This is a genomic window from Marinobacter sp. V34 (assembly GCF_055524115.1).
Genome location: NZ_JBUPZY010000003.1, coordinates 384,994 through 409,261 on the forward strand (window position 1 = coordinate 384,994; position 24,268 = coordinate 409,261).

The 24,268-nt window shown below is 57.4% G+C and carries 24 protein-coding genes; 15 read left to right on the forward strand and 9 right to left on the reverse strand.

Going from position 1 to position 24,268, the window contains the following annotated elements; genetic code table 11:
* Nucleotides 1–32: 32 nt before the first annotated feature.
* Nucleotides 33–812, reverse strand: a complete 780-nt coding sequence (gene mlaE / locus AC0B60_RS07250; RefSeq protein ID WP_465085082.1) for a lipid asymmetry maintenance ABC transporter permease subunit MlaE — start codon at nucleotides 810–812, stop codon at nucleotides 33–35.
* A complete protein-coding gene (locus AC0B60_RS07255) occupies nucleotides 812–1,624 on the reverse strand; it encodes an ATP-binding cassette domain-containing protein (RefSeq protein ID WP_465085083.1) in 813 nt (270 codons plus the stop codon). The genes mlaE and AC0B60_RS07255 overlap by 1 nt, the downstream gene beginning before the upstream one ends.
* A 226-nt stretch (nucleotides 1,625–1,850) precedes the next feature.
* On the opposite strand from AC0B60_RS07255, the gene AC0B60_RS07260 reads away from it, so the two are divergent.
* The 12 genes from AC0B60_RS07260 to yjgA all read left to right on the forward strand — a co-directional run bounded on the left by AC0B60_RS07260 (nucleotide 1,851) and on the right by yjgA (nucleotide 11,189).
* Nucleotides 1,851–2,831 (forward strand): KpsF/GutQ family sugar-phosphate isomerase, encoded by a 981-nt coding sequence (locus AC0B60_RS07260; RefSeq protein WP_465085084.1) that lies wholly within the window; start codon nucleotides 1,851–1,853, stop codon nucleotides 2,829–2,831.
* Nucleotides 2,831–3,388, forward strand: coding sequence for a KdsC family phosphatase (locus AC0B60_RS07265; protein ID WP_465085085.1), 558 nt, complete (start codon nucleotides 2,831–2,833; stop codon nucleotides 3,386–3,388). The genes AC0B60_RS07260 and AC0B60_RS07265 overlap by 1 nt, the downstream gene beginning before the upstream one ends.
* Entirely contained in the window at nucleotides 3,389–3,979 is a 591-nt protein-coding gene (lptC, locus tag AC0B60_RS07270) for an LPS export ABC transporter periplasmic protein LptC (RefSeq protein WP_465085086.1), read from the forward strand.
* A gap of 4 nt (nucleotides 3,980–3,983) precedes the next feature.
* The gene (gene lptA, locus AC0B60_RS07275; RefSeq protein ID WP_465085177.1) at nucleotides 3,984–4,592 is read left to right on the forward strand and encodes a lipopolysaccharide transport periplasmic protein LptA; all 609 of its coding nucleotides are present in this window, start codon (nucleotides 3,984–3,986) and stop codon (nucleotides 4,590–4,592) included.
* Nucleotides 4,570–5,295 carry an LPS export ABC transporter ATP-binding protein gene (lptB, locus tag AC0B60_RS07280; protein ID WP_075196507.1) on the forward strand — a complete coding sequence of 242 codons (726 nt, stop codon included), beginning with the start codon at nucleotides 4,570–4,572 and terminating at the stop codon, nucleotides 5,293–5,295. Before lptA ends, lptB begins: the two co-directional genes overlap by 23 nt.
* A gap of 152 nt (nucleotides 5,296–5,447) precedes the next feature.
* Entirely contained in the window at nucleotides 5,448–6,974 is a 1,527-nt protein-coding gene (locus AC0B60_RS07285; protein WP_465085087.1) for an RNA polymerase factor sigma-54, read from the forward strand.
* Between the two features lie 124 nt (nucleotides 6,975–7,098).
* Nucleotides 7,099–7,407 (forward strand): ribosome hibernation promoting factor, encoded by a 309-nt coding sequence (hpf, locus tag AC0B60_RS07290; RefSeq protein ID WP_007155319.1) that lies wholly within the window; start codon nucleotides 7,099–7,101, stop codon nucleotides 7,405–7,407.
* Between the two features lie 95 nt (nucleotides 7,408–7,502).
* A complete protein-coding gene (ptsN, locus tag AC0B60_RS07295) occupies nucleotides 7,503–7,973 on the forward strand; it encodes a PTS IIA-like nitrogen regulatory protein PtsN (protein ID WP_465085088.1) in 471 nt (156 codons plus the stop codon).
* Nucleotides 7,974–8,001: 28 nt separating this feature from the next.
* Entirely contained in the window at nucleotides 8,002–8,883 is an 882-nt protein-coding gene (gene rapZ, locus AC0B60_RS07300) for an RNase adapter RapZ (RefSeq protein ID WP_465085089.1), read from the forward strand.
* A 7-nt stretch (nucleotides 8,884–8,890) separates the two neighbouring features.
* Nucleotides 8,891–9,160: an HPr family phosphocarrier protein gene (locus AC0B60_RS07305; RefSeq protein ID WP_465085090.1), complete on the forward strand. Its 270-nt coding sequence runs from the start codon at nucleotides 8,891–8,893 to the stop codon at nucleotides 9,158–9,160.
* 110 nt (nucleotides 9,161–9,270) lie between these two features.
* Entirely contained in the window at nucleotides 9,271–10,632 is a 1,362-nt protein-coding gene (gene mgtE, locus AC0B60_RS07310) for a magnesium transporter (protein ID WP_465085091.1), read from the forward strand.
* 26 nt (nucleotides 10,633–10,658) lie between these two features.
* Nucleotides 10,659–11,189: a ribosome biogenesis factor YjgA gene (yjgA, locus tag AC0B60_RS07315; protein WP_465085092.1), complete on the forward strand. Its 531-nt coding sequence runs from the start codon at nucleotides 10,659–10,661 to the stop codon at nucleotides 11,187–11,189.
* On the opposite strand, the gene AC0B60_RS07320 is transcribed toward yjgA, so the two are convergent.
* The 7 genes from AC0B60_RS07320 to AC0B60_RS07350 form a co-directional block, all read right to left on the reverse strand.
* A complete protein-coding gene (locus AC0B60_RS07320) occupies nucleotides 11,186–12,046 on the reverse strand; it encodes a carbon-nitrogen hydrolase family protein (RefSeq protein WP_465085093.1) in 861 nt (286 codons plus the stop codon). The genes yjgA and AC0B60_RS07320 overlap by 4 nt on opposite strands.
* A gap of 22 nt (nucleotides 12,047–12,068) precedes the next feature.
* On the reverse strand, nucleotides 12,069–15,791 hold the full coding sequence (locus tag AC0B60_RS07325) for a YhdP family phospholipid transporter (protein WP_465085094.1): 3,723 nt from the start codon (nucleotides 15,789–15,791) through the stop codon (nucleotides 12,069–12,071).
* Nucleotides 15,792–15,846: 55 nt separating this feature from the next.
* A complete protein-coding gene (rng, locus tag AC0B60_RS07330; protein WP_465085095.1) occupies nucleotides 15,847–17,328 on the reverse strand; it encodes a ribonuclease G in 1,482 nt (493 codons plus the stop codon).
* The gene (locus AC0B60_RS07335) at nucleotides 17,321–17,926 is read right to left on the reverse strand and encodes a Maf family protein (RefSeq protein WP_465085096.1); all 606 of its coding nucleotides are present in this window, start codon (nucleotides 17,924–17,926) and stop codon (nucleotides 17,321–17,323) included. Before AC0B60_RS07335 ends, rng begins: the two co-directional genes overlap by 8 nt.
* A 14-nt stretch (nucleotides 17,927–17,940) precedes the next feature.
* Entirely contained in the window at nucleotides 17,941–18,417 is a 477-nt protein-coding gene (mreD, locus tag AC0B60_RS07340; protein ID WP_465085097.1) for a rod shape-determining protein MreD, read from the reverse strand.
* Nucleotides 18,417–19,256, reverse strand: a complete 840-nt coding sequence (gene mreC / locus AC0B60_RS07345; protein ID WP_465085098.1) for a rod shape-determining protein MreC — start codon at nucleotides 19,254–19,256, stop codon at nucleotides 18,417–18,419. Before mreC ends, mreD begins: the two co-directional genes overlap by 1 nt.
* A gap of 168 nt (nucleotides 19,257–19,424) precedes the next feature.
* Nucleotides 19,425–20,465, reverse strand: coding sequence for a rod shape-determining protein (locus tag AC0B60_RS07350; RefSeq protein ID WP_275704726.1), 1,041 nt, complete (start codon nucleotides 20,463–20,465; stop codon nucleotides 19,425–19,427).
* Nucleotides 20,466–20,839: 374 nt separating this feature from the next.
* Between AC0B60_RS07350 and gatC the strand changes: the two genes are divergently transcribed.
* The 3 genes from gatC to gatB are packed head-to-tail and all read left to right on the forward strand — an operon-like array spanning nucleotide 20,840 to nucleotide 24,109.
* Nucleotides 20,840–21,127, forward strand: a complete 288-nt coding sequence (gene gatC, locus AC0B60_RS07355) for an Asp-tRNA(Asn)/Glu-tRNA(Gln) amidotransferase subunit GatC (protein WP_465085099.1) — start codon at nucleotides 20,840–20,842, stop codon at nucleotides 21,125–21,127.
* 38 nt (nucleotides 21,128–21,165) lie between these two features.
* A complete protein-coding gene (gatA, locus tag AC0B60_RS07360; RefSeq protein ID WP_465085100.1) occupies nucleotides 21,166–22,623 on the forward strand; it encodes an Asp-tRNA(Asn)/Glu-tRNA(Gln) amidotransferase subunit GatA in 1,458 nt (485 codons plus the stop codon).
* Nucleotides 22,624–22,657: 34 nt separating this feature from the next.
* Nucleotides 22,658–24,109, forward strand: a complete 1,452-nt coding sequence (gatB, locus tag AC0B60_RS07365; protein WP_465085101.1) for an Asp-tRNA(Asn)/Glu-tRNA(Gln) amidotransferase subunit GatB — start codon at nucleotides 22,658–22,660, stop codon at nucleotides 24,107–24,109.
* The last annotated feature ends 159 nt before the right edge of the window (nucleotides 24,110–24,268 follow it).

A 24,268-nucleotide genomic window follows, 5' to 3' on the forward strand; every position in this document is an offset into this window, starting at 1 on the left:
CCCTGTTTCCTGACGTTTTCAGTATACCGCGATCAGAAGTCACCAAACATAACGGCGGTAAGCACAAAATCCAGCCCGAGCACGGCCAGCGACGAATACACTACGGTTTTCGTGGTTGCCGCACTGATACCCGCGGAGGTGGGCACACAGTCATAACCCTGATAAACCGCAATCCAGGTGCAGACAAACCCGAACACAAGGCTCTTGATGACACCGTTCAGAACGTCGGTGGTGAAGCTAACGGAAGACTGCATATTGCCCCAGAACGACCCTTCAAACACGCCCAGCCACTCCACGCCAACAAGCATACCGCCCCAGATGCCAACCACTGAGAATACCGCAGCCAGCACAGGCACCGAGATAAAGCCCGCCCACAACCGGGGAGCAATCACCCGGCGCAGTGGATCAACGCCCATCATTTCCATGCTGGAGAGCTGCTCGGTGGTTTTCATCAACCCGATTTCCGCCGTCAATGCGGAACCCGCACGGCCGGCAAACAGCAGTGCGGTCACCACTGGACCCAACTCCCGCACCAACGTCAGGGCAATCATCTGTCCAATCGCAGCCTCAGACCCGTAGTCACTGAGGATCGTATACCCCTGCAACCCCAGAACCATCCCGATAAACAGGCCCGAGACCACAATAATGGCCAGGGACAGAACGCCAACCGAGTAGAGCTGCTTCAGCAACAACGGAAAACCCACCGAGGGTCGCGGAACGCCCCACAGGGCTCCGGCAAGAAAACGCCCGGAGCGGCCGAGCGATGCAATCACGTTCAACCCCAATCGGCCGAAAGTCGCCAGCCTGTCCATCAATTTCCTCTCCCGGCCATACTCCAGTCCTGAGCAGCATCAGCAGCCGGATAGTGAAACGGCACCGGACCATCCGGATGACCACGCAGGAACTGTTGCACCTGCTCAGATGGGTGCGCCCTTAACTCCTCGGGCGTGCCCTCGCCTATGATACGACCATCCGCGACGATACAGGCGTAGTGGCAGATACTCAGGGACTCAGGGACATCATGGGACACCAGAACGCTGGTCAGGCCCATGGAACTGTTGAGATCCCGGATAAGCTTGACAAGAACACCCATGGCAATCGGGTCCTGGCCGGTAAAGGGCTCATCGTACATGATCAGCTCCGGGTCCAGCGCAATGCTGCGAGCCAGGGCCACGCGCCGGGTCATACCGCCAGACAGTTCTGCCGGCATCAGATCCCGGGCTCCGCGAAGCCCTACAGCTTCGAGTTTCATAAGGACAATGTCCCGAATCATGTCTTCCGGCAAAGTGGTATGGACCCTGAGCGGGAAAGCCACGTTTTCAAAGACACTGAGATCTGTGAACAACGCCCCACTTTGGAATAGCATCCCCATCCTTTCCCGCAAACGGTAAAGCGCCTTGCGTTTGAGCTGAGGAACGTTTTCCCCCGCTACGGATATACGACCGGAATCCGGTTTCAACTGGCCGCCGATCAGCCGCAACAGCGTGGTCTTGCCAGTGCCACTTGGCCCCATGATGGCGGTAATCTTGCCGCGGGGAATATCCAGGTTGACGCCATCAAAGATACGGCGATTTCCGCGAGTGAAAACCACGTCTCTCAATTCAATGTAGGGGGCTGTGTCCATACCTGCTTCCAAAACCGCCTGAGTGTCGGTGAACCCGCATTCCCAGCCTTTAATGAGTGCGCTACATTATGTCAACCTGCCGTGAACCTCAATCCATCCGTCATAAAATGAACTGATGTCAATGATCAGTTTTGCTGAACGTCTTGTCATGAAGGGCAGCCAAAGCCATTGAAGTGATATACTTTTGCCACAACGAAAGCATCAACATTTCGAACCCGGAAGCCAGATGAACACCGAAACCAGCCAGACCTTCAGAGAATCCGCCCTGCGAGCCATCGAGATCGAGCGCGAGGCCATCCACGCCCTGACCGACCGGATTGATGACCGTTTCGTCCGCGCCTGCGAAGTAATCATGGCGTGCAAGGGCCGCGTTGTCGTGACCGGCATGGGCAAATCCGGCCATATCGGAAACAAGATCGCCGCCACCCTCGCCAGCACCGGAACGCCATCGTTCTTCGTACACCCGGGCGAGGCCAGCCACGGCGACCTGGGCATGATCACCAGCCAAGACGTGGTCCTGAGTATTTCCAACAGCGGCAACACCAGCGAAGTGTTGACTATTTTACCGTTAATCAAGCGCATGGGGGCCCCGCTGATCAGCATGACTGGCAATGAAAACTCCATTCTGGCCCGGGAGGCCGTTGCCAACCTGGATATCAGCGTTGCCCAGGAGGCCTGCCCCCTTGGACTGGCCCCCACCTCCAGCACCACGGCCACTCTGGTGATGGGCGATGCCCTCGCCGTGGCACTGCTTGAAGCCCGTGGTTTCAGCACCGAAGACTTTGCGCTCTCACACCCCGGTGGCAGCCTGGGCCGCAGGTTGCTACTGCGTGTCACCGATATTATGCACACCGGGGACCGGATCCCCCGCGTACAGGAAGGCACCACCCTCAGCGGCGCGCTGCTGGAGATTTCCCGCAAGGGCCTGGGTATGACGACGGTCATCAGCGCCGGGGGCGATCTGGTCGGCGTGTTTACAGACGGTGACCTTCGCCGCACCCTGGACCGTTCCGTGGACATTCACAACACGCCCATTGCCGAGGTCATGACCCGCAATGGGCGCGTGATCCACGATGACCAACTGGCCGCCGAGGCACTGAACATGATGGAAGAGCTGAAAATCAATGCCCTGCCCGTCATCAATCGCGACGGCAAACTGACTGGCGCTATCAACATGCACGACCTATTGCGGGCTGGAGTGATCTGATGGCCGACACCCTGCGCCCTCAATGGCCGGCGGACCTGATCGAGAAAGCCGCTGGCATTCGGCTCCTGGCCCTGGATGTGGACGGCATCATGACCGACGGCACCCTGCTGTTCAGCGCTTCGGGCGACGAGATGAAAGGATTCAACATTCTCGACGGCCTGGGCATCAAACAGGTTATGGCCGCTGGCATCAACGTTGCTGTTATTACCGGACGACGTTCGTCACTGACGGAAAAACGCATGAATGACCTCGGCATCTCGCATCTAATGCAAGGCCGCGAGGACAAGAAAGTAGCCTTGCGGGAACTGGCAGGACGGCTGGAGATCGCACCACACCAGATTGCCTACATGGGCGACGACCTACCGGACCTGCCCGCAATCCGTTACGCCGGACTGGGCATAACGGTACCGAACGGGTACTGGCTGGTGCGACAGCACGCGGATTTTTGCACGTCGGCAGCGGGGGGCAGCGGTGCGGTTCGTGAAGCGTGTGAACTACTGCTCTGTGCCTGCGGGCAGCTCAATGCCAGCCTGCAACCCTACCTGGAGCAGGACTGAATGGCCGCTGAAGCCCTCTATGCACGGCCCTGGGCACGAAGCCTGGGGCTGGCTGTCACGATAGTGGCACTGTTTTTCCTGCTCTGGCAAAGTGACGAGCCATCAGAGCCGGTGGATGCCGCCGCGCTGAGAGGAGAATCGGAACCAGACGGTTTCGTGGTTAATGGTCGCTACCTCTCCTTCGATGAGACCGGGCGGCTTACCGCACATTTCGAAAGCCCGCGCATTGAGCAATTCGAGGCCCGCAACCAAACCATTATGGAGTCACCGAATGCAACGCTCTACGGCGAACCTGGCAACGCACCCTGGCAAGTCCAGGCCAACAAAGGCCAATTCATGGAAGCTGACGACCTGGTCCACTTGACGGGGGATGTTCATGTGTCCCAGCAAGCCCAAGGTGGGCGCTCACTGACGTTAACTACGTCGACACTGACACTGGATAACGCTGAGCGTACAGTTTATACAGATGCCCCGGTGGAACTGACCGACTCGTTCAGCCTGACCCGCGCAACCGGCATGAAGGCCTGGATTGATGACCGAATCCTCGAACTCGACTCTCAAGTGGAAGGACGCTATGAGCCCGGCAAGTAAATTCATGCCCCATCCTCACCCCAAAGGACACCAATCGGTTGTGTCGCGCCCGGTGATCTCAGCGATTGCTCTGGTACTAACGCTGACCGTTGGCATGCCATTCGCTGCCGCCTTTGACCTGGAGTCCGACCAACCCATCACGGTCAACGCCGATAACGCACGGCTCGACGAAGGTCAGGGCATTGCAACCTATACCGGTTCCGTTGAAATGAGCCAGGGCGATGCCAACCTTATGGCGGACAAGGTTGTACTTCACCGGGATGAAAACGGCGTCAGTCGCATTGAAGCCACCGGTACCCCGGCACGCTATCGCCAGCCTGCCATGGAAGGCCAGGGTGAAACCGACGCTCGCGCCCTGACCATCACCTGGTCCGCCTCCGACAACCGGGTCACCTTTAAGCGCGAAGCCGTGATTGAACAGGGCGGCAACCTGTTCCGCGGTGACGTGATTCATTACGACAGCGCCGAGCGCGTGGTAACTGCGGAAGGCGCCGCTGACCAGGGCGATGGCAGCGGTCGCGTCGAAATGGTCATCCAGCCGCGCGGCAACTCCGGCAGCAATTCAGATAACCCTAACGGACAGGATACCGATGGCAGTTCTCAGGGCCAGTAACCTCGCAAAAAGCTACAAGCAGAAGAAGGTCGTCATCGACGTTTCCCTGGAAATTCGCAGTGGCGAGATCGTCGGTCTGCTTGGCCCCAATGGCGCGGGCAAAACAACGTGCTTCTACATGATTGTTGGCCTGGTCCCCGCCGACAATGGTCGCATCACCATCGACAATCAGGACATAACGCCACTACCCATGCATGGCCGAGCCCGAAAAGGAATCGGCTACCTGCCCCAGGAAGCCTCCGTGTTCCGCAAGCTCACCGTGCGCGACAACATACTGGCTATCCTGGAAACCCGCCGCGAACTCAAGCGAGCGGACCGAGAGGCCAAGTTAGAGGAACTGCTTGAAGAGTTTCACATCACCCACATCCGCGATAGCGTTGGCATGGCCCTTTCAGGGGGGGAGCGTCGGCGGGTGGAAATCGCCCGCGCGTTGGCGATGGAGCCGGCGTTCATCTTGCTGGACGAACCTTTCGCCGGGGTCGACCCCATCTCAGTGAGCGACATCAAGCAGATCATCCGGCACCTGCGGGACAAGGGCATCGGCGTACTGATCACCGACCACAATGTGCGGGAAACCCTCGATATCTGCGAGAATGCCTACATTGTCAGTGGCGGCCACATCATTGCCTCTGGCAACTCGGACGATATACTGGCCAACCAGCAGGTCAAAGAAGTGTATCTGGGCAACGAGTTTCGCCTGTAGTACACTCGGCAAAGAACTTGCTTGGCGCGGCAAGTAGCCAGCATACAAAGAGTTTTTGTGCAACCCCGGCTCCAGAGAGCGCCCGAGTGACGCAAAGAGAGAGCCTGAGTGACGGAAGAGAGAGACCGAGTGACGGATCCTGAACCATGGTTATGAAAGCCTCATTACAGTTAAAGCTGGGCCAAAGCCTGACCATGACGCCCCAGCTGCAACAGGCTATCAGGCTTCTGCAGCTCTCCACCCTGGATCTCCAGCAGGAAATCCAGCAAGCATTGGAATCCAACCCAATGCTGGAAACCTCGGAAGACGACGACAACCAGAATCCGGAATCAACGGACAGTGACAACGAATCCTCTGAAACTGCGTCGGCCGAGGAATCCAACACCACCTCCGACACCGCAACGGAGTGGGACGAATCCGAGAACGGGCCTGACTGGTCATCCGAAACGGACAGCCCCGACACCATTCCCGACGACCTTCCCGTCGACACCGCCTGGGATGACATTTACCAGTCAGCGCCCGCTTCAGCGGCCCGTAACGACGACGAAAACGACCACGACTTCGAGACCCGCAACTCCCCCACAGAGACACTTCAGGACCACCTGGAATGGCAACTGAATCTGACGCCCATGAGCGAGCGGGATCAGGCCATCGCCCACGCCCTGATGGATGCGGTTGATAACCACGGCTACCTGACCTCTCCGCTTGAGGAAATTCATTCAGGTATGGTGGACGAAGCCGATGAAGACCCGTTGGAACTGGACGAAGTGGAAGCCGTTCTTCACCGTCTTCAGCACTTCGACCCACCTGGCGTATTCGCCCGTAATCTGCAGGAATGCCTGCTGATCCAGCTAAACCAACTGCCCCCGGAAACGCCTTGGCTGGCCCAGGCGCGACTGGTGATCACCCACTATATAAACCTGCTGGGCAATCGCGATTACGCCCAACTGTTGCGCCGCAGTCGCCTGAAAGAAGAACAGCTACGGGACGTGCTGGCGCTTATTACCGGGCTGAACCCGCGCCCTGGCGACACGCTGGACCAGGGCGAGCCAGACTACGTCATACCTGATGTGATCGTGCGCAAACACAATGAGCGCTGGCGCGTGGAACTGAATCCTGAAATTGCACCGCGCATTCGTGTGAATGCAAGCTATGCTTCTCTTATAAAGCGTGCGGACAGCAGTGCCGACAACACTTACCTGCGAGACCAGTTGCAGGAAGCAAAGTGGTTCATCAAGAGCCTGCAAAGCCGCAACGAAACCCTACTCAAGGTGGCCACGCGCATTGTCGAGCACCAGCAGGGATTCCTGGATCATGGCGAGGAAGCCATGAAACCATTGATTCTCTCTGATATTGCCCAGGCGGTGGAAATGCACGAGTCGACCATTTCAAGGGTCACCACCCAGAAGTACATGCACACACCGCGGGGCATATTTGAACTTAAGTATTTTTTCTCAAGCCATGTTAGTACCGACGAGGGTGGAGAGTGCTCATCCACGGCAATCCGCGCGATGATCAAGAAACTGATTGCGACGGAAACTCCGAAAAAGCCATTGAGCGATAGCAAAATTGCAGCCATGCTAGGAGACCAGGGTATCAAGGTGGCTAGACGAACCGTGGCCAAGTATCGCGAGGCAATGCACATTCCTCCGTCCAACGAGCGAAAACGATTGGTGTAGGAAGCGTCTGTTCCCGGCCTCACGGGGAGAGCCCTTTCCTGAAAGTATACCGCCTGCAGCATAACGCTGTGGCACACAGCTGGCATCCTGACGGGTGCCGGCAAGCTGAAAACAGGAGAAGCCTATGCAACTCAATATTTCAGGCCATCACGTAGAACTGACTCCCGCACTGAAAGATTACGTATCAGGCAAATTTGAAAAGCTTGAGCGGCACTTCGACCATATCAGCAATTGCCAGGTTACCCTTGAGGTGGAAAAAGTGCGCCAGATGGCGGAAGCTACGCTTCACGTGATAGGTGGTGAGATTCACGCAAAGGCCGAAAACAGCGATATGTACGCTGCCATTGACGCATTGGTAGACAAGCTGGACAGGCAGATCCTGAAGCACAAAGAAAAGAACGTAGACCGGATGCATGGGAACGGCGCCCGCTAGGACGACTCCCCCTGCATGACAGTTAATCGAGCTGCGGCACTGGCTTACCAGGCAACACGTGCCGCAGCCTTTTTTTACGGAACTGCAGTCGATTCATGACCGACACATCCCTGACTATCGAGAACATTCTCGCGCCGGAGCTGACCCTTTGCCGGGTGCCTACGTCCAGCAAAAAGCGGGTTATGGAAACCATTGCCGAGCAGATCCAACAGCACGACTCTTTGCTCAGCGACACCGAGATATTCAACAACCTGGTCGCTCGCGAGCGGCTTGGAAGCACAGGTATCGGACAAGGCATTGCGATCCCCCACTGTCGCCTGGAAGGGCTGGATCACGTGGTCGGCGCTTTGCTGACCCTGGAAGAAGGCGTTGCGTTCGATGCCATCGACAATCAGCCGGTGGACCTCGTCTTTACCCTGATCGTCCCCAAGGAAGCCACCAGCGAGCATCTTGAGCTTTTGAGCCAGCTTGCTGAAAAGTTCAACGAGCGCGCATTCTGCGACCAACTGCGTCAGTGCACCGATGCAGCCTCTCTTTATCGCCGGATGACAGCCGAGACAAGCTGAATAACTCCATATCCAAGGTGAACGGGCTATGAAACTGATCATCGTCAGCGGCCGATCAGGTTCCGGGAAAAGTACCGCGTTACACGTTCTCGAAGACCTGGGCTATTACTGCATCGACAACCTGCCCATTGGCCTGCTGTTCCCTCTCACACAGGAAGCCACCAACCAGAATTCTCCCGGCCGGCTGGGAAAGATGGCTGTCAGCATCGACGCCCGCAACCTTTCCGGAGAACTGAGCAACTTCGAGAATATCTACCGCAGCCTTCAGGATACCGGCGTCACCATAGAAATCATTTATCTGGACGCCGATGAACAATCCCTGTTGCAACGCTTCCATGCCACGCGCCGGAAACACCCGCTGAGTGATGACAAAACCTCCTTGCGGGAGGCCATCGGTAACGAGAAGAAGCTTCTGGAGCCCCTTTCCAAGCTGGCGGACCTTTACATCGATACCACCGGGCTGTCCATGTACGAGCTCCGGGATATGGTGAAGCAACGGGTCGCTGGCAGGCGCCATCAGGAACTGGCGCTGCTATTCCAGTCGTTCGGGTTCAAGCATGGCGTGCCACTGGATTCGGACTATGTGTTCGATGTGCGCTGCCTGCCCAATCCATACTGGGACACCAGCCTTCGGCAGTTCGTGGGGACCGACCAGCCGGTCATCGATTTTCTCGAAAAGGAGCCGTTGAGCCGTAAGATGGTCGACGATCTGACCCAGTTCCTGGAAAACTGGCTGCCATCGTTTGCCGACAGCAACCGCAGCTACATGACCATATCCATCGGCTGCACCGGTGGCCAGCATCGCTCGGTTTATATCTGCGATCAGCTCGGCCGCTATTTCTCGGGCAAATACAGCAACGTGCAGGTTCGCCACACCGAACTGCCCCACCTGCAAAGCAGGGAAAGCTGAAGCGCCTATGATCCGCCGCCCCATTACCATTATCAACAAACTTGGGCTCCATGCCCGGGCGGCAGCCAAGCTGGTCGCCAAGGCCTCCGAATTCGAAAGTAGCATTCAAATCAGCCGGAAAGGTCGACAGGTAGACGCAAAAAGCATTATGCCCGTGATGATGCTGGCCGCCAGCCAAGGGACAGAAGTGGAGCTGATTGTAGACGGGCCGGATGAATCCGAAGCTGTCGACGCGCTGGTCACACTGATCAACGATTACTTCGGGGAAGGCGAATAATCGCCCGCACCGGGAATCCTCGCCCGTCTACGGCATTCACCTACAACTCTTCCTCACCTATGTTACCTAACTCCGCTATAATACGAGGGTTTTCTGACTGTGGGTGATCCATGACCGATATTCTGGAGAAAAGCCAAGCGCGCCAACGCCTTCGCTCCCTGAGCGAAGCGCTGGACAGTGGCGCCCTGAAACAGGTTGCCCGCATCCTGAATGGCGGCCTGAGCCCCAGTGACATCGCCCACCTGCTCGAATCATCGCCACCCCGCCAGCGTGCCCTACTCTGGAACCTGGTCGACAAGCAGCTTGAAGGCGAAGTCCTCCAGTATCTGAACGATGATATCCGAGGTTACTTCCTGAGCCAGCTGAACGCTCAGGAACTCGCCGATATCATCGAGGATTTCGAGTCGGACGATCTGGCCGACTTGCTGCAACAGTTGCCAGACACGGTGATCCAGGAAGTCCTGGACACCATGGACGAGCAGGATCGTCAACGCGTCGAAGAAGTACTCTCCTACCCGGAGGACACCGCCGGCGGCCTGATGAACACGGACACCATTACGGTGCGCCCGGACATCAGTATCGACGTGGTTCTGCGCTACCTGCGTCGTCATCGCAATCTGCCCCCGATGACGGATAGCCTTATCGTGGTAAGCCGACGCGACGAGTTCATCGGCATGTTGCCCATCACCAAGATGCTTGTATCCAACCCGGCGGCGACCGTGCGAGAGGTAATGGACACAGACATCGAGCCGATACCGGTTACGCTGTCCGACACCAAGGTGGCAACCCTGTTCGAACGTTACGACCTGATCTCAGCACCCGTGGTCAGTGAGGAAGGCCGACTTCTGGGCCGGATCACCATCGATGACGTGGTCGACGTTATTCGCGAGGACGCAGACCACTCCCTGATGAGTATGGCCGGCCTTGATGAAGACGAAGACACCTTTGCTCCCATTCTGAAGACCACCCGGCGCCGGGCGGTGTGGCTGGGCATCAACCTGCTCACTGCCTTTACAGCCTCGGCCGTGATCGGGCTGTTTGAGGCGACCATCGAGAAAGTCGTGGCTCTGGCGGTACTGATGCCCATCGTGGCGTCCATGGGCGGCATCGCCGGCAGCCAGACCCTGACCCTGGTGATCCGTGGCATGGCCGTGGGACAGATCAGCGGCGCCAACGTCGGCTGGCTTTTAAACCGTGAATTTATTGCGGGGGCCCTGAACGGGTTACTCTGGGCTGTGGTGGTTGCCTCGGCGGCAACCCTCTGGTTCAGGGATATCATGATTGGCGCCGTTATCGCCGCCGCGCTGATTATCAATCTGATCGCCGCGGCTCTCGTGGGCACCGTGCTGCCTCTGTTCCTGAAGTCCCGCAACATTGATCCGGCCCTGGCCGGTAGCGTTATACTGACAACTGTCACGGATGTGGTCGGCTTTATGGCCTTCCTTGGTCTGGCGACGATATTCTACGGATAACCTGCATCCGACAACACGGACTCAAAATGAACGACTCTCAAGACGACGCCCCGGAATACCTCGGCCCGAGCAAATCCCAACTCAAGCGCGACATGCATCAGTTGCAGGATCTTGGCAGGCGTATGCTGGATCTGAGTACCGACCAGCTCAATACCCTTCCCATCAGCGATACCCTGCGGGCGGCCATTGAGGAATCACGTCGCATTCGACAGAATGAAGCTCGTCGCCGCCACCTGCAGTACATCGGCAAGATTATCCGCCAGGAAGACGACCCGGATGGGTTGACTCGAGCCATTGATGCATTCGATGCCGGAAGCGAAGAGCACACTCGCCGACATCACCTTGCGGAACGCTGGCGCGATCGGATGATTGAGGAAGGCGACTCAGCCGTCGGCGAATTCCTGAACTACTGCACAACAGCCGATATCCAGCATCTGAGGAACCTCGCACGTAACGCTCGTCGGGACGTGCAGAAAGAAAAGAATACCGGTCAGCCACGAAAGCTGTTTCGCTACCTCAGGGAATGTATCGACGACGCGGAAGCCACCGGAAACTAAAGCCTCCGGTGTTCCCAGACGGGCATCCGCGTGCGGATGTCCTTGAGCGTTTCGCGATCAAGCTCGCCAATGACGACACCCGGCCCCTCGTCGAGTTCGGACAGTACTCTCCCCCAGGGGTCCACGATTGCACTATGCCCATAAGTGCGCCGGCGCTCACTGTTCTGACCACCCTGGGCCGCGGCCACCATCCAGACCTGATTCTCAATGGCACGGGCACGTATCAGCGCATGCCAGTGCGCATCACCGGTATGCCAGGTAAAGGCACTGGGCAGGGACACCCACTCGGCACCATGCTCCCTGAGCTTCCGGAACAGTTCAGGGAAGCGTAGGTCGTAACAGATGGCCATGCCGAGTCGTCCTGCTGGCGTATCAATCACCACCACGTCATTACCCGGCTCGAAGGTGTCTGACTCGCGATACTGCCCCTGGGCGTCTTCCACGGTGGCGTCAAAAAGATGGATCTTGTCGTAGCGGGCAACCTCACCGCCACGATCGTCGTAGACATAACAGCAGGCGCGAACCCGGTCGGCCACGGTGGAACCGTCCGGTCTGGTGGCAATGGGCAACGAGCCGCCCACCACCCAGATACCAAGTTCGGCCGCTTGCTGCGCCAGGAATTGTCGAATCACATTATCCGGTTCCGCTTCCCGTCGACCGCAGCCGATCATCTGTTTTGTGGCCAGTACCGCAAAGTTCTCGGGCAGTACCGCAATGCTGGCGCCTGCGTCAGCCGCCTCCTTCAGCAGCCTTGCTGCCTCGTTGAGGTTGGCGGCGATGTCATGGGTACTGACCATCTGTACCGCCGCGACCCGACTTGCCTGCCACTTGACGGGGTTGTCTCTTTGCGTTGACATCACGGCCCTCCTGCCAAAATCATCAATTACCGGTATCGAATACCCGCCTCAGTCGAACGTCTGGTTCGTCCCAACTTCCACTTACACTATAAGTTGCACTGGTGAGTTTGCTCAATGGATCACCCAACACTTTGTCGAGTACAAACAACGCACCGCCAATCGGAGCGCCAGCCCCCATCAACAAGGCGGCCAATGGCAGGTTTTGAGTCAGAGGCAACACCACCACCATCCTCATGTCGAGGGTTTCCTCAATCATATTGGAGGTGCCTGTCAGCTTGAAGGCACCGGAAGGCCCCACCACCTGCAACTCTGGATCCAACGTCAGTAGGCCGTTGATCATACTGGCCTTGCCGGAGATCGCATCGAAAGCGACGCCAGCTTCGTAAAGATCGGAAAAATCGAGCTTCAGGCGGCGCCAGAGCGTATCGGCGTTAAGAAGGTTGAAGACCCGGAACAGCTGAGCCGTATTGTTACCCTCGAGAATAACACCGTCGTCAAAACGCACACTGACCGAGCCACTAAGGCCAGCAACGTCGAACTGCTCAGGGCGGCCTGGCCAGTCAATATCAAGCTTAACTGCCGTCTTCTTGCTGCGGAAGGGAATTTCAGCACCAACCAAAGCACCCAGGTCCGCCAGCGACTTACCGTTGATATCGCCGGTGAAACGGGTGATTTCACGGCCGGTGACAATGCTCCAGGCCAGCTCTCCCGTCAGGGTCAGGGATTTGAGAGTACCGACAATGTCCTGTACCCGCAGCCTTGAATCATCTGGCCTTAACCGGAACGACCAACTACCTGCGTTTTCCCCATCCATGTTGAGAGCAGCAATACGGACATCCACATCCGGCCAGTTGCCGATGTCCAAATCACGAAACGCCTGTTCCTGCCGCTCCGGTTCCTGCCCATCGTCCGCCTCACTATCGCTCCTGTAGAGCGTCAGGCGTTCGAGATCAACACTGACCGGTCGATCATCCCGGGGCCAGATGACACGCCCAGAGGCCCATTCCGAATCGGTTGTGACCAACCACTCACTATCACTCTGCCGTGCGGACACCATCATATTGGTCAGTTCGCGGTCGCCCAGAAACAATTTACTCAGGGCAATGTCTACTATCCCCGCCTGCCAGGTCATATTCAGGTTGGCACGATCCTGCCAGTCGACTGACAGATCGACGCCGGACTCTTGCCGGGGCGTGACGGTTACCCGCAGGGGCGCTTCATCATCTATGTTCTTCGCCAGCGGGGCAGGCCAGTCGACCGAAAGCCCGACAAGGTCCGAGTACAACGTGACGGCGGAAGCCTTGTCCGGCGAAACATCCAGTGTTGCCTGGTAGCCAATATCGCCACTGAGCCCCAAATCCATTCCGTCAGGCAATTCGGTTTGATCCAGGAGCTGGCGAATGGCGAGGCGCCCATATTGACGGATATTGAGCGATTGACCGTTCTCACTCCGCCGCATCAGGACCGTGACCGGAGCCCCCATAAAACGGGCTTTCAGGGGGTTATCGGAAAACCCCTCATCGCTGCTGAACCCCAGTTCCCCATTGACCTGGGTCCACTGCAGATCGGCTTCAGGGTAGGTCAGGGTACCGGAATCTGCTCTGACGCTAGCGTTGACGTTAGGTGGCACGTCGGATACCAGAGGTAAACCAAGCCCGAGATCCAGGTGGAAATCGCCATCCAGGGTGATGCTCCGCCCTGCTTCTCCCGCCAATTCACCCAGGGGGCTGTTGTCCATCCAGAAGGCCAACGCCGATCCGGGAACCGGGGCTGACGCGTCGACATATAACTGAACGTCCTCACCCTCCGGGACAACCCTCACCTCGCTGGGTTCCAGCTCCAACCCACCCGTTGTTCCTGAGCTGATGTCGACCCGGGTACGACCATCCTGTATATAGACTTCGCCACTGGCATCCGTGACTTCAGGCCACCGCTCATCATAGCGGATACTGCCCTCTTCGAAACGGTAAATCATTGAGGATACGAAAGAATTTTCCGGCGCGTCACGATCAATCTGACCGTGACCATAAAACTCACCGCTGGGAACATCAGCCTTGGTGATTGCCGTCGTCAGCCATTGATAGAGGTCCGGGTCGACAACCTTTACTGGCACGAAGTCGGCAAGCATATCGGCCGTACCATCGCGCACACCAACCCTCAGCCCCAAATTGTCCTCCCCGCGTTGATCCATCCTCAGGTCAAACGCCCCCGTCAGCCGGGTATTGGCACCATAAACCATACGGATATCATCCGCGTACACGCGGGTTACCCCTCCCTCAATGCGCCAGGCCACACCGGCTCTGACGTTATGGAGGCTCCAGAACCCCCGGAACAGTTCAGGAAAACCGAGCGACAGCTCGTCGCTGCTCACGCTCACGAAACCGCCTTCCCGGTCGACCACCAGGGTACCATCAAGACCAGACACACCCGGCGCGCCATCATGGGCCGTGACGCCAACATTATTTAACGCAGCGGTCAGCTCAAAACCACGGTCATCATCCGAAGGCAGTTTGAGCATCACCCGGTCCAGGCGGCCGGTGGGGCGATAATTCTCCAACGCCCTTTCAGCCATGGCAGGCAACAGGTTCATGCCAGCAACCAATCGTCGGAGGGGTTGCAGTGGAAGCGCATCAGCGATCAATCTCCGGCCCCCATCGCGGTGGCTGAAGCGGAGACTGAACGGAGAGACCGTATTGCCGTTCCACTCCCACTCCAATTCCTTTACGTGAAATTCCCCGGTGGTGTACCAGGGTTTAGCCGTCGCTTCCGGTTCATGATCATCACCCAACGAATCGTGCCTGCGCCAGCCAAATGTCGCCCTGATATCCTCAAGCGGAGCCAGGGATTGACGACCGACACCGAGCTGCAGATACGGCGTTTCCAGGTTGCCGCTGACCTGCTCGATGCGGCCATCCCGAAACGTCATCCAGACCTGGCCACCGAGATCAAAACCTTCTGCCCGTATGCTGCGCCAGACGTATTCCTCCGCGAGTCCATCAAATAACCGGCCGGAGTTGATGTCAGCATAGACCTGACCAGTGAAGTCGCCACGGAAGAAGTGCCGGCCAACCAGCCCGAAACTGGCCAGTTGTTCTGTCGTTCCCGGCCGCATGGCACGACCTGATGCATGAAACAGTCCACGCCGGTAGATCAGGTCCAGCTGGGGCACCTCTACATGCCGCAGGGTGCCATTGGCGTCGCGAATACCAAGGTCCAGGCGTGTAATCTTGACGGAAGGGTCTGACAGCCATTCGCCGGCGATATCCAGCCAGAGCTCCAGATCGTTTGCCACTGGATCGGGAATATCAACACCTTCGACAGTTACCGCCCCCCTTGGAGTCTGGTTAATCGTCAGCTCCAGCCCATCGGCTTCGAAATCAGCGAACACAATGCGCAGACGCATGAGCGAGGCAAGAAAATCGAGGCCAATGCGGACGCTCTTCAATGAACCGGCAACATCGCTACGGTCGTTTTCGGAGATAACCACGATATCGCGGGCGACAATGGTTGGGTCCAGCCAGTTCCAGCTGGAGGAAAGAGCGCCAATACTGACCGACTGACCAAGCTCGGACGACAACCGTTGCTCAATCGAAGAGCGATACTCGTTGATATTCTGAGTAACCTGGCGCCCTATTCCAGCATAGAGGGCAAGCAGAACGACGACCGCCAGCAACAGCCACCAGATCATACTGGCAGCGCCCGAGGCCATTCGAAGCAATAGATGTTTCAGAGTTTGATCAGCCACACTGGATGCCATCAGGGGTAATTGCCACGCCTAACCAATGCCTGCCGGGCCGGCGTTAAAGCAGTACCACATCATACTGCTCCTGACTGTAGAATGGCTCAACCTGGAAACGGATGGTTTTGCTGATAAACGTCTCAAGGTCGGCCACGTTGTCGGACTCTTCATCCAACAGCCGATCCACCACGCTCTGGGCCGCCATCACCAGGTAGCTTTCCGCGTCGTAGGCACGATTGACCCTGAGGATTTCACGGAAAACTTCATAACAGACCGTTTCGCTGGTCTTGAGGAAGCCGCGACCATCACAGATCGGGCAAGGCTCACATAAAATCTGACCAAGACTTTCGGTGGTGCGCTTGCGGGTCATTTCCACCAGCCCGAGCTCGGAAACCCCGGTAATCTTGGTTTTGGCGTGATCCCGCTCCAGCATTTTCTCCAGCATCCGGTGGACCTGGCGCTGGTGCTCGGAGTCCTCCATATCAATGAAATCGATGATGATAATACCACCGAGATTCCTTAACCTGAGCTGGCGACTGATAGCACGGGCCGCCTCGAGGTTGGTCTTGAAAATGGTTTCTTCCAGGTTGCGATGCCCCACAAAAGCGCCCGTGTTGATATCGATCGTGGTCATCGCTTCAGTCTGATCAATGATCACGTAGCCACCGGATTTGAGCTGAACCTTGCGACTGAGGGCTTTCTGAATTTCATCCTCAACGGAATACAGGTCAAAAATGGGGCGTTCGCCCGGGTAATACTCAACCTTGTCGGAAAACTCGGTTACAAACTCCTCAACAAACTCCATCACTCGCTGGTGGCTTTCCCGGCTATCAATACGTACCTTCTCGGTCTGTGGGCGAATCAGGTCGCGGATGGTGCGGATAAACAGGGGAAGGTCCTGATACACGACTGAGGGCGCCTGACTTCGGGTAATGCGCTCCTCAATGGCCTGGTTCAGGCGGTGCAGGTAGGTCATATCACCGATCAGGTCATCCTCCGCGGCGGCCTCTGCAGCTGTGCGAATAATGTAGCCACCAGAAACGTCCGGTTCGGCGGCAGCCCCCTCTTCCACCAGTGACTTTAACCGCGAACGCTCAGTCTCATCTTCAATTCGCTGGGAAATACCAACATGACGGACGCCAGGCATGAATACCAGGTAGCGCGATGGGATGGATAGCTGGGTGGTCAGCCGCGCACCCTTGGTTCCGATAGGGTCCTTGGTGACCTGAACCACAAGGGACTGCCCTTCGCGAAGCAGGGTGCGGATATCAGGAACGGTTTTCGGTGTCTCCGGGGCTACGTTGGCCGGCTGCTGACTGGTGACCACATCGGAGGCATGAATAAACGCGGCACGCTCCAGACCAATGTCCACAAATGCCGCTTCCATGCCGGGCAATACACGAACCACCTTGCCCTTATAAATGTTGCCCACGATTCCCTTGCGGCTGGTGCGCTCAATGTAGGCCTCTTGGAGCATACCGTTCTCCACGAGCGCCACCCGGGTTTCCACCGGTGTCACATTGATCAGTATTTCTTCACTCATTGCGGCTCTCCTGCCTGCTGCTCCAGGTTTCCCATACCGGGTATCCGGCACCGGCCAGTAATGCTGCGGTTTCCTGCAGGGGCAGTCCCACTACAGCGCTGTAACTGCCTCGGAGTTCCTCTACAAAAATACCACCCCGCCCTTGAATGCCATAGCCGCCCGCTTTATCCATAGGCTCGCCAGTTGCCACATAGGCCTCGATTTCCGCCGCCAGAAGCTCGCGGAAACGAACATCCGCTACCACCAGACGCGACTCACAAATCCCCTTGTGAACCACAGCAACACCGGTCATGACCTGATGGGTGGTTGCCGAAAGCGCCTGTAGCATAACGGTCGCATCGCCAGCGGTGGCTGGCTTGCCCAGAATTCGGCCACCCAGTACGACCGAGGTGTCCGAACCAATCACCAGGCAGCCAGGCTTGAAAGCACTTCCCGCCAGAGCCTTTTCCCGGGCAAGGCGTTCCACATAATGTTCTGCTGATTCGTTGCTCGCAGGTGTTTCGTCAATATTCGCCGGCTGAACCAGAAACGACAGACCGATCTGCCTTAACAGCTCGGCTCTTCGAGGAGAAGCTGAGGCAAGAACAATAGACTGCATGGTGCCCTCCGATCCTAGCCCAGCTTGCGATTCAGGTTATCCAGCAATACACACAGCACCGGCCAGACCACAGCACTGGTCAGCGCCGGCCACAAGTAGCTGAAGCCGGAACTATCAGCTCCCAGTGTCTGCTTGATAAAATGCACCAGCATCTGGTTGATACCCAACAACAGGAACACCATCAGGCACTGCTGCGGCAAAGGGTACATACGCAGTCGCTGGTGAATGGTCAGCACCAAAAACGCGATTACCCCCATGGCCAGGGCATTAACGCCCAGCGGTGTAGCTTCCAGCACATCCAACAGCAGCCCAAGACACCAGGCTAACAGGATACCGAACTGCGCCGGTGCCCGGAATGTCCAGTAAAACACAATCAGGCCCAGCCATTCCGGCCGGAACTCAAACCAACCCAGCGGAAACAGCGAACTGCTGAGTACCAGGGCAAACAAAACGCTCAGGGCAAAAACGGGGTAACTGATCACCGACAGCATTAGCGCACCCCGCCCTGTTCTGATGATCCGACATCGGGGCCTTCAGGCGAGCTTCCAGCGTCATCCGTGGCGTCCTGTTTCGGTGAAAACACAACCAGCACCAGGCGACTCCGGTTCAGTTCCGCCATTGGCGTAGCTCGAATTTTCACAAATGGTTCGCCCGGTTCCTTGGTAATCTGGTCCACTTCCGCCACCGGGTAGCCCTTGGGAAAGCGCCCTCCTAGCCCGGAGCTGACCAACAGATCCCCTTCGCGAATATCGGCGGTATCCGGCACATGCACCAATTCAAGCGCGCTGGTGTCGCCATTTCCAAGCAGGATAGCCCGCAAGCCATTGCGAACCACTTCCACAGGCACCGCGTGACTGCTGTCCGACACCAATAGAACCCGTGAGGTGAAACTACTGGCCTGTTGGACCTGCCCCATCAGGCCGTTGGCGTCCAGGATAGCCTGGCCGACCACGACACCGTCACGACTACCCTTATTGATCACCACTTCATGGGAGAACGGGTCCGGTGAAACAGCGACTATTTCACCAACAATCACCCGGTCGTCAAGGACTTCCGAAGAGTTCATCAGCTTGCGCAGTTCGTTATTTTCCGATGCCAGGGCGGCATACTTGAGAGCCCGGCGCTCCAGTATCAGCAAGCGCGCACGCAATGCTTCGTTCTCTCCCTGGAGGTCTTCACGGGTGGTAAACAAGCTGGCAACCCAGTCGCTGAATTCGGAGGGGGCGTTGCCAAGCCAGTGAACAGGGGCGAGGCCAGTGCCGATGGCGCTGCGCACGGGCGTCACCTGATCGAAGCGGGCATCCGCAACGACCAGTATTGCTGAGAGCACAATAACCAGTAGCAGCCTGAAACCGGGAACGGGGCCTTGAACAAAGATGGTTTTAATAGTTCACCCTCCCGCACTCCATGCAGGCGTCCATACGACAACCGCCGCCGTGATCATTCACGAGCGGCGGCCGGGTAAAGGCAATGTCGGGGCGTAAAGCCGGAGTCAAGATCAGCCCTCCTGGGAGAACATTCCGATTCCGCCACGGTCAATCACTTCCAGCGCCTTGCCACCGCCGCGGGCGACACAGGTAAGCGGGTCTTCCGCAATAATCACCGGCAGGCCGGTTTCCTCGCTGATCAGCTTATCCAAACCGCGCAGCAACGCTCCGCCGCCGGTAAGCACAATGCCTCGTTCGGCGATATCAGACGCCAGCTCCGGCGGCGACTGTTCCAGGGCACTTTTCACGGTTTGAACGATCTGCGCCAGGGATTCCTGAAGGGCGTCGAGGATTTCCTCGCTGTTCAGGGTAAAGGCCCGGGGCACGCCTTCGGCCAGGTTACGACCGCGAACGTCGATTTCGCGGATATCCAGCCCCTCATAGGCGCAACCAATTTCATGCTTGATGCGCTCTGCAGTGGAGTCACCAATCAGGCTGCCGTAGTTGCGACGCACATAGGTGACGATGGCTTCGTCAAACTTGTCACCACCGGTACGGACGGACTCTGCGTAGACAATGCCATTCAGGGAGATGATGGCAATCTCGGTGGTACCTCCACCGATGTCCACAATCATGGAGCCGCTGGCTTCCTCAACTGGCAGGCCAGCCCCGATGGCGGCTGCCATCGGCTCTTCAATCAGGAACACTTCCCTTGCGCCTGCACCCATAGCAGATTCACGGATGGCCTTGCGCTCTACCTGGGTGGATTTGCTGGGAACGCAAACCAATACGCGGGGGCTTGGGGTGATAAAGCTGTTCTCGTGCACTTTGTGGATAAAGTGCTGGAGCATTTTCTCGGTAACGACGAAATCCGCGATCACACCGTCTTTCATCGGACGGATGGCGGTGATGTTTCCCGGTGTTCGGCCGAGCATGCGTTTGGCTTCGGCGCCGACGGCTGCAACCATTTTCTGTGAGCCAGAGGTGCGGATGGCTACAACGGAGGGCTCGTTGAGTACGATGCCGCGTTCGCGCACGTATATAAGAGTGTTGGCGGTGCCCAGGTCGATGGACAGGTCGCTGGAAAATAAACCTCGGAGTCTTTTGATCAACATTCGTGTAGTTTCAACCTGAGAGTTGCAGTCGCAAAATGATGCGGCAACTTTAGCAGTGAGCACCCCTGCAGGCAAGGCACCATCGGGGCTCCCGAGGCGCCTTTCGCGCTTTTCTCCTTTGTTTTGGCCCCTCCCGCGATTGTTCGAATCTGTTACCATAGCGCTTTCTTTTTGAACTTGGGTGCATGGGCGCTTTAGAGACGGCCTTCCAAAACACGCTCAAGCACGTCCGTGTGGCGCTTGGGCTCCGCCATCCATGGCTCCGCACAGTTTTGGAAGGCCGTTTCTAAAGCGCCCTCGCAATCCGCGCAATAGTCAGTGCTAAATCAGGCAGTTAAGTTACTGAAACTTCATACTAGTAGGGAGGCAATGTGACCATTTCCCGTACGGACATTGAGAAAGTTGCTGTGCTCGCCCGCATTCGGGTGGACGATGAGCAAACTTCAGCGTTGGAGAAAGATCTGGGCAACATCCTGGATCTGGTGGACCAGCTACGCGCGGCGGACACGGATTCGGTAGAGCCCATGGCACATCCGCTGAATGCGGTTCAACGCCTGCGACCAGATGAGGTGACAGAGGCCGATCAGCGAGAGAGCTTCCAGGCCATTGCACCTGCCACCGAGAGTGGCCTTTATCTGGTTCCCCGAGTGATCGAGTGAATTAAGTGATCTGACGAACAGCAATTTCAGGATTCATCATGCATAACAAGTCCGTAGCCGAGCTTTCCCAAGAACTGGAGAGCGGCAAGATTTCCAGTGTGGAGCTGACCCGGCAGTTCCTGGGCCGTCTGAAAAAGGAAGACGAGCAGCTCAACAGCTTTATCACCATTACCGAAGAGCGGGCCCTGGCTGATGCCCATGCGGCAGATGAGCAGCGGGCGGCGGGTAAAGCTACGCCATGGACCGGTGTTCCCTTCGCCCACAAGGACATCTTCTGCACCAACGGGGTAGCAACGACCTGTGGTTCGAAGATGCTAGCCAACTTTATTCCGCCCTACGACGCCACGGTCACGGAGAATTTCCGTAAGGCCGGCGCCGTGTGCCTCGGCAAGACCAACATGGATGAGTTCGCCATGGGGTCTTCGACCGAGTCCAGTTATTTCGGTGCTACGACTAACCCCTGGGGCCTGAACCAAGGTGAAAAACGGGTTCCTGGAGGTTCTTCCGGGGGTTCCGCTGCAGCGGTTGCAGCGCAGCTGGTGCCGGCGGCAACCGCGACGGATACCGGCGGCTCGATTCGCCAGCCCGCAGCGCTGTGCGGCGTAACCGGCCTCAAGCCGACTTACGGCCGGGTATCTCGTTACGGCATGATCGCCTTTGCCTCCAGCCTGGACCAGGGCGGCACTATGGCCCGCACAGCCGAAGACAATGCACTGATGCTGAACGTAATGGCTGGTTTTGACCCCAAGGATTCCACCTCCATCGATCGGGACGTGCCGGACTATACCGCGACACTGAACGAGCCATTGAAAGGCCTGCGTATTGGGCTGCCGAAGGAGTACTTTACCGGCAACCTCAGTACCGCCATGGAAGAACAGATTCGGGGCGCCATCCGCGAATACGAGAAGCTGGGCGCTACGGTAAAGGAAGTCTCTCTACCCCACGCAGACCTAGCCATTGCGGCTTACTACGTTATCGCCCCGGCCGAGGCGTCGGCTAACCTGTCCCGTTTCGACGGTGCTCGCTATGGTTATCGCTGCGAGGATCCCAAAGACCTGCTGGACATGTACACACGCACCCGAGCCGAAGGTTTCGGCACCGAGGTCAAGCGGCGGATTCTGGTGGGCACCTATGCACTGTCCGCCGGCTATTTCGACGCCTACTACCTGAAAGCTCAGAAGGTTCGCCGGCTCATCCAGCAGGATTTCATCAACGCCTTCAAAGAAGTGGACGTGCTGATGAGCCCCACCACGCCCTCTCCAGCCTTTATCCAGGGCGAGAAGACCAGCGACCCGGTGACCATGTACCTGGAGGACGTGTTTACCATTGCCATCAACCTGGCGGGCATCCCTGCCATGTCAGTTCCGGCCGGGTTTGTGGACGGCCTGCCGGTGGGCCTGCAGATCATTGGAGACTACTTCTCCGAAGCTCGTCTGTTGAACGCCGCCCATCAGTTTCAGCAGGTGACCGACTGGCACCAGCGTGAACCACAATAAGCCCAAGACAGGCCCAGAACAGGAGAGAGAAACTATGCAATGGGAAATTGTGATCGGGCTGGAAATTCACGTTCAGCTCGCCACCAGAACGAAGATTTTTTCCGGTTCCAGCACCGCCTACGGCGCTGAGCCCAACACCCAGGCCAATGCTGTTGACCTGGCCATGCCAGGCACCCTTCCAGTACCCAATGAACAGGCTTTCCGCTACGCGGTGATGTTTGGTCTGGCCGTCAATGCCGAGATCGAGCGTCGCTCAGTATTCGAGCGTAAGAACTATTTTTACCCGGACTTGCCCAAGGGCTACCAGACAACACAGCTGGAGCGCCCGATTGTCGGTCCCGGCTATGTGGATATCGACCTGGCCAACGGTGAGTCAAAGCGTGTACGCATTCATCACGCCCACCTGGAAGAAGACGCCGGAAAATCTCTCCATGAGGATTTTCACGGCATGACCGGCATTGACCTGAACCGCGCCGGCACGCCGCTGATTGAGGTGGTCACTGAACCCGACATGACCAATGCCGATGAGGCAGTCGCCTTTGCCAAGAAACTCCATGGAATTGTTACCTCTTTGGGCATCTGCGACGGAGACATGTCCCAGGGTTCCATGCGGTTTGATGTGAATATCTCGCTCAAACCCAAAGGCTCGGACACCCTGGGCACTCGCACCGAAACCAAAAACCTGAACTCCTTCCGTTTCATGGAACAGGCCATCGCCCACGAGGTGGAGCGGCAGATGGATATTCTGGAAGACGGTGGCACCATCGTGCAGGAAACCCGCCTATACAACGGCGACCGGGACGAGTCCCGGTCTATGCGCACCAAGGAAGAAGCAAACGACTACCGCTACTTCCCCTGCCCGGATCTGTTGCCAGTGGAAATCGACGAGGCCTTTATCAACGAGGCCCGCAGTAACCTCCCGGAACTGCCAGACGCCCGCAAGGCACGCTTCAAGGAGCAATACGGTCTGAACGACTACGATGCCGGACTGCTGGCTGGCGATTCAAAGTTGGCTGCGTTCTTTGAATCTGCCGCTGATCGCGGGAAGGACGCCAAGCTGGCTTCCAACTGGGTTCAGGGTGAATTCTCCGCTCGCCTGAATGCGGAGGAGAAGTCCGTGGCCGACTCACCGATCTCCGGCGAGCAGCTTGGGGACCTGGTGGTGCGTGTTGCGGATAACACGATTTCGTCGGCCGGTGCCAAAAAGGTCTTCGAAGCGCTCTGGGCTGGCGAAAATGACAGTGTAGACGCCATCATCGATGCCAAGGGCCTGAAGCAGGTATCAGACACTGGCGAGCTTGAGACGATGGTGGACGAGGTTCTGGCCTCCATGCCGGACCAGGTTGCCCAGTATCAGCAGGAGTCCGACCCCAAGAAACAGAAGAAAATGCTCGGCGGGTTTATGGGGCCGCTGATGAAGGCCTCCAAGGGACAAGGGAACCCCAAGCTGTTTAATGAGATTCTTGTTAAGAAACTTGGGGGTTGATGATTAGCCTTCGCAACGCTCACATTCAGTTCACAAATCTGACAGCTTTGGCGACAGTCAACTTGCTGATTACCAAACAAACAACTAGACTTTCAGGAAGTTAAGATCGAAACAACAAGCGCTTGCTGTTTTTCGCGCTCGCCATGTTACATATTCATG

Coding starts and splice junctions, on each gene's coding strand:
- mlaE (WP_465085082.1), bottom strand. CDS start 812: ATGGACAGGCTGGCGACTTTCGGCCGATTGGGGTTGAACGTGATTGCA.
- AC0B60_RS07255 (WP_465085083.1), bottom strand. CDS start 1,624: ATGGACACAGCCCCCTACATTGAATTGAGAGACGTGGTTTTCACTCGC.
- AC0B60_RS07260 (WP_465085084.1), top strand. CDS start 1,851: ATGAACACCGAAACCAGCCAGACCTTCAGAGAATCCGCCCTGCGAGCC.
- AC0B60_RS07265 (WP_465085085.1), top strand. CDS start 2,831: ATGGCCGACACCCTGCGCCCTCAATGGCCGGCGGACCTGATCGAGAAA.
- lptC (WP_465085086.1), top strand. CDS start 3,389: ATGGCCGCTGAAGCCCTCTATGCACGGCCCTGGGCACGAAGCCTGGGG.
- lptA (WP_465085177.1), top strand. CDS start 3,984: ATGCCCCATCCTCACCCCAAAGGACACCAATCGGTTGTGTCGCGCCCG.
- lptB (WP_075196507.1), top strand. CDS start 4,570: ATGGCAGTTCTCAGGGCCAGTAACCTCGCAAAAAGCTACAAGCAGAAG.
- AC0B60_RS07285 (WP_465085087.1), top strand. CDS start 5,448: ATGAAAGCCTCATTACAGTTAAAGCTGGGCCAAAGCCTGACCATGACG.
- hpf (WP_007155319.1), top strand. CDS start 7,099: ATGCAACTCAATATTTCAGGCCATCACGTAGAACTGACTCCCGCACTG.
- ptsN (WP_465085088.1), top strand. CDS start 7,503: ATGACCGACACATCCCTGACTATCGAGAACATTCTCGCGCCGGAGCTG.
- rapZ (WP_465085089.1), top strand. CDS start 8,002: ATGAAACTGATCATCGTCAGCGGCCGATCAGGTTCCGGGAAAAGTACC.
- AC0B60_RS07305 (WP_465085090.1), top strand. CDS start 8,891: ATGATCCGCCGCCCCATTACCATTATCAACAAACTTGGGCTCCATGCC.
- mgtE (WP_465085091.1), top strand. CDS start 9,271: ATGACCGATATTCTGGAGAAAAGCCAAGCGCGCCAACGCCTTCGCTCC.
- yjgA (WP_465085092.1), top strand. CDS start 10,659: ATGAACGACTCTCAAGACGACGCCCCGGAATACCTCGGCCCGAGCAAA.
- AC0B60_RS07320 (WP_465085093.1), bottom strand. CDS start 12,046: ATGTCAACGCAAAGAGACAACCCCGTCAAGTGGCAGGCAAGTCGGGTC.
- rng (WP_465085095.1), bottom strand. CDS start 17,328: ATGAGTGAAGAAATACTGATCAATGTGACACCGGTGGAAACCCGGGTG.
- AC0B60_RS07335 (WP_465085096.1), bottom strand. CDS start 17,926: ATGCAGTCTATTGTTCTTGCCTCAGCTTCTCCTCGAAGAGCCGAGCTG.
- mreD (WP_465085097.1), bottom strand. CDS start 18,417: ATGCTGTCGGTGATCAGTTACCCCGTTTTTGCCCTGAGCGTTTTGTTT.
- gatA (WP_465085100.1), top strand. CDS start 21,166: ATGCATAACAAGTCCGTAGCCGAGCTTTCCCAAGAACTGGAGAGCGGC.
- gatB (WP_465085101.1), top strand. CDS start 22,658: ATGCAATGGGAAATTGTGATCGGGCTGGAAATTCACGTTCAGCTCGCC.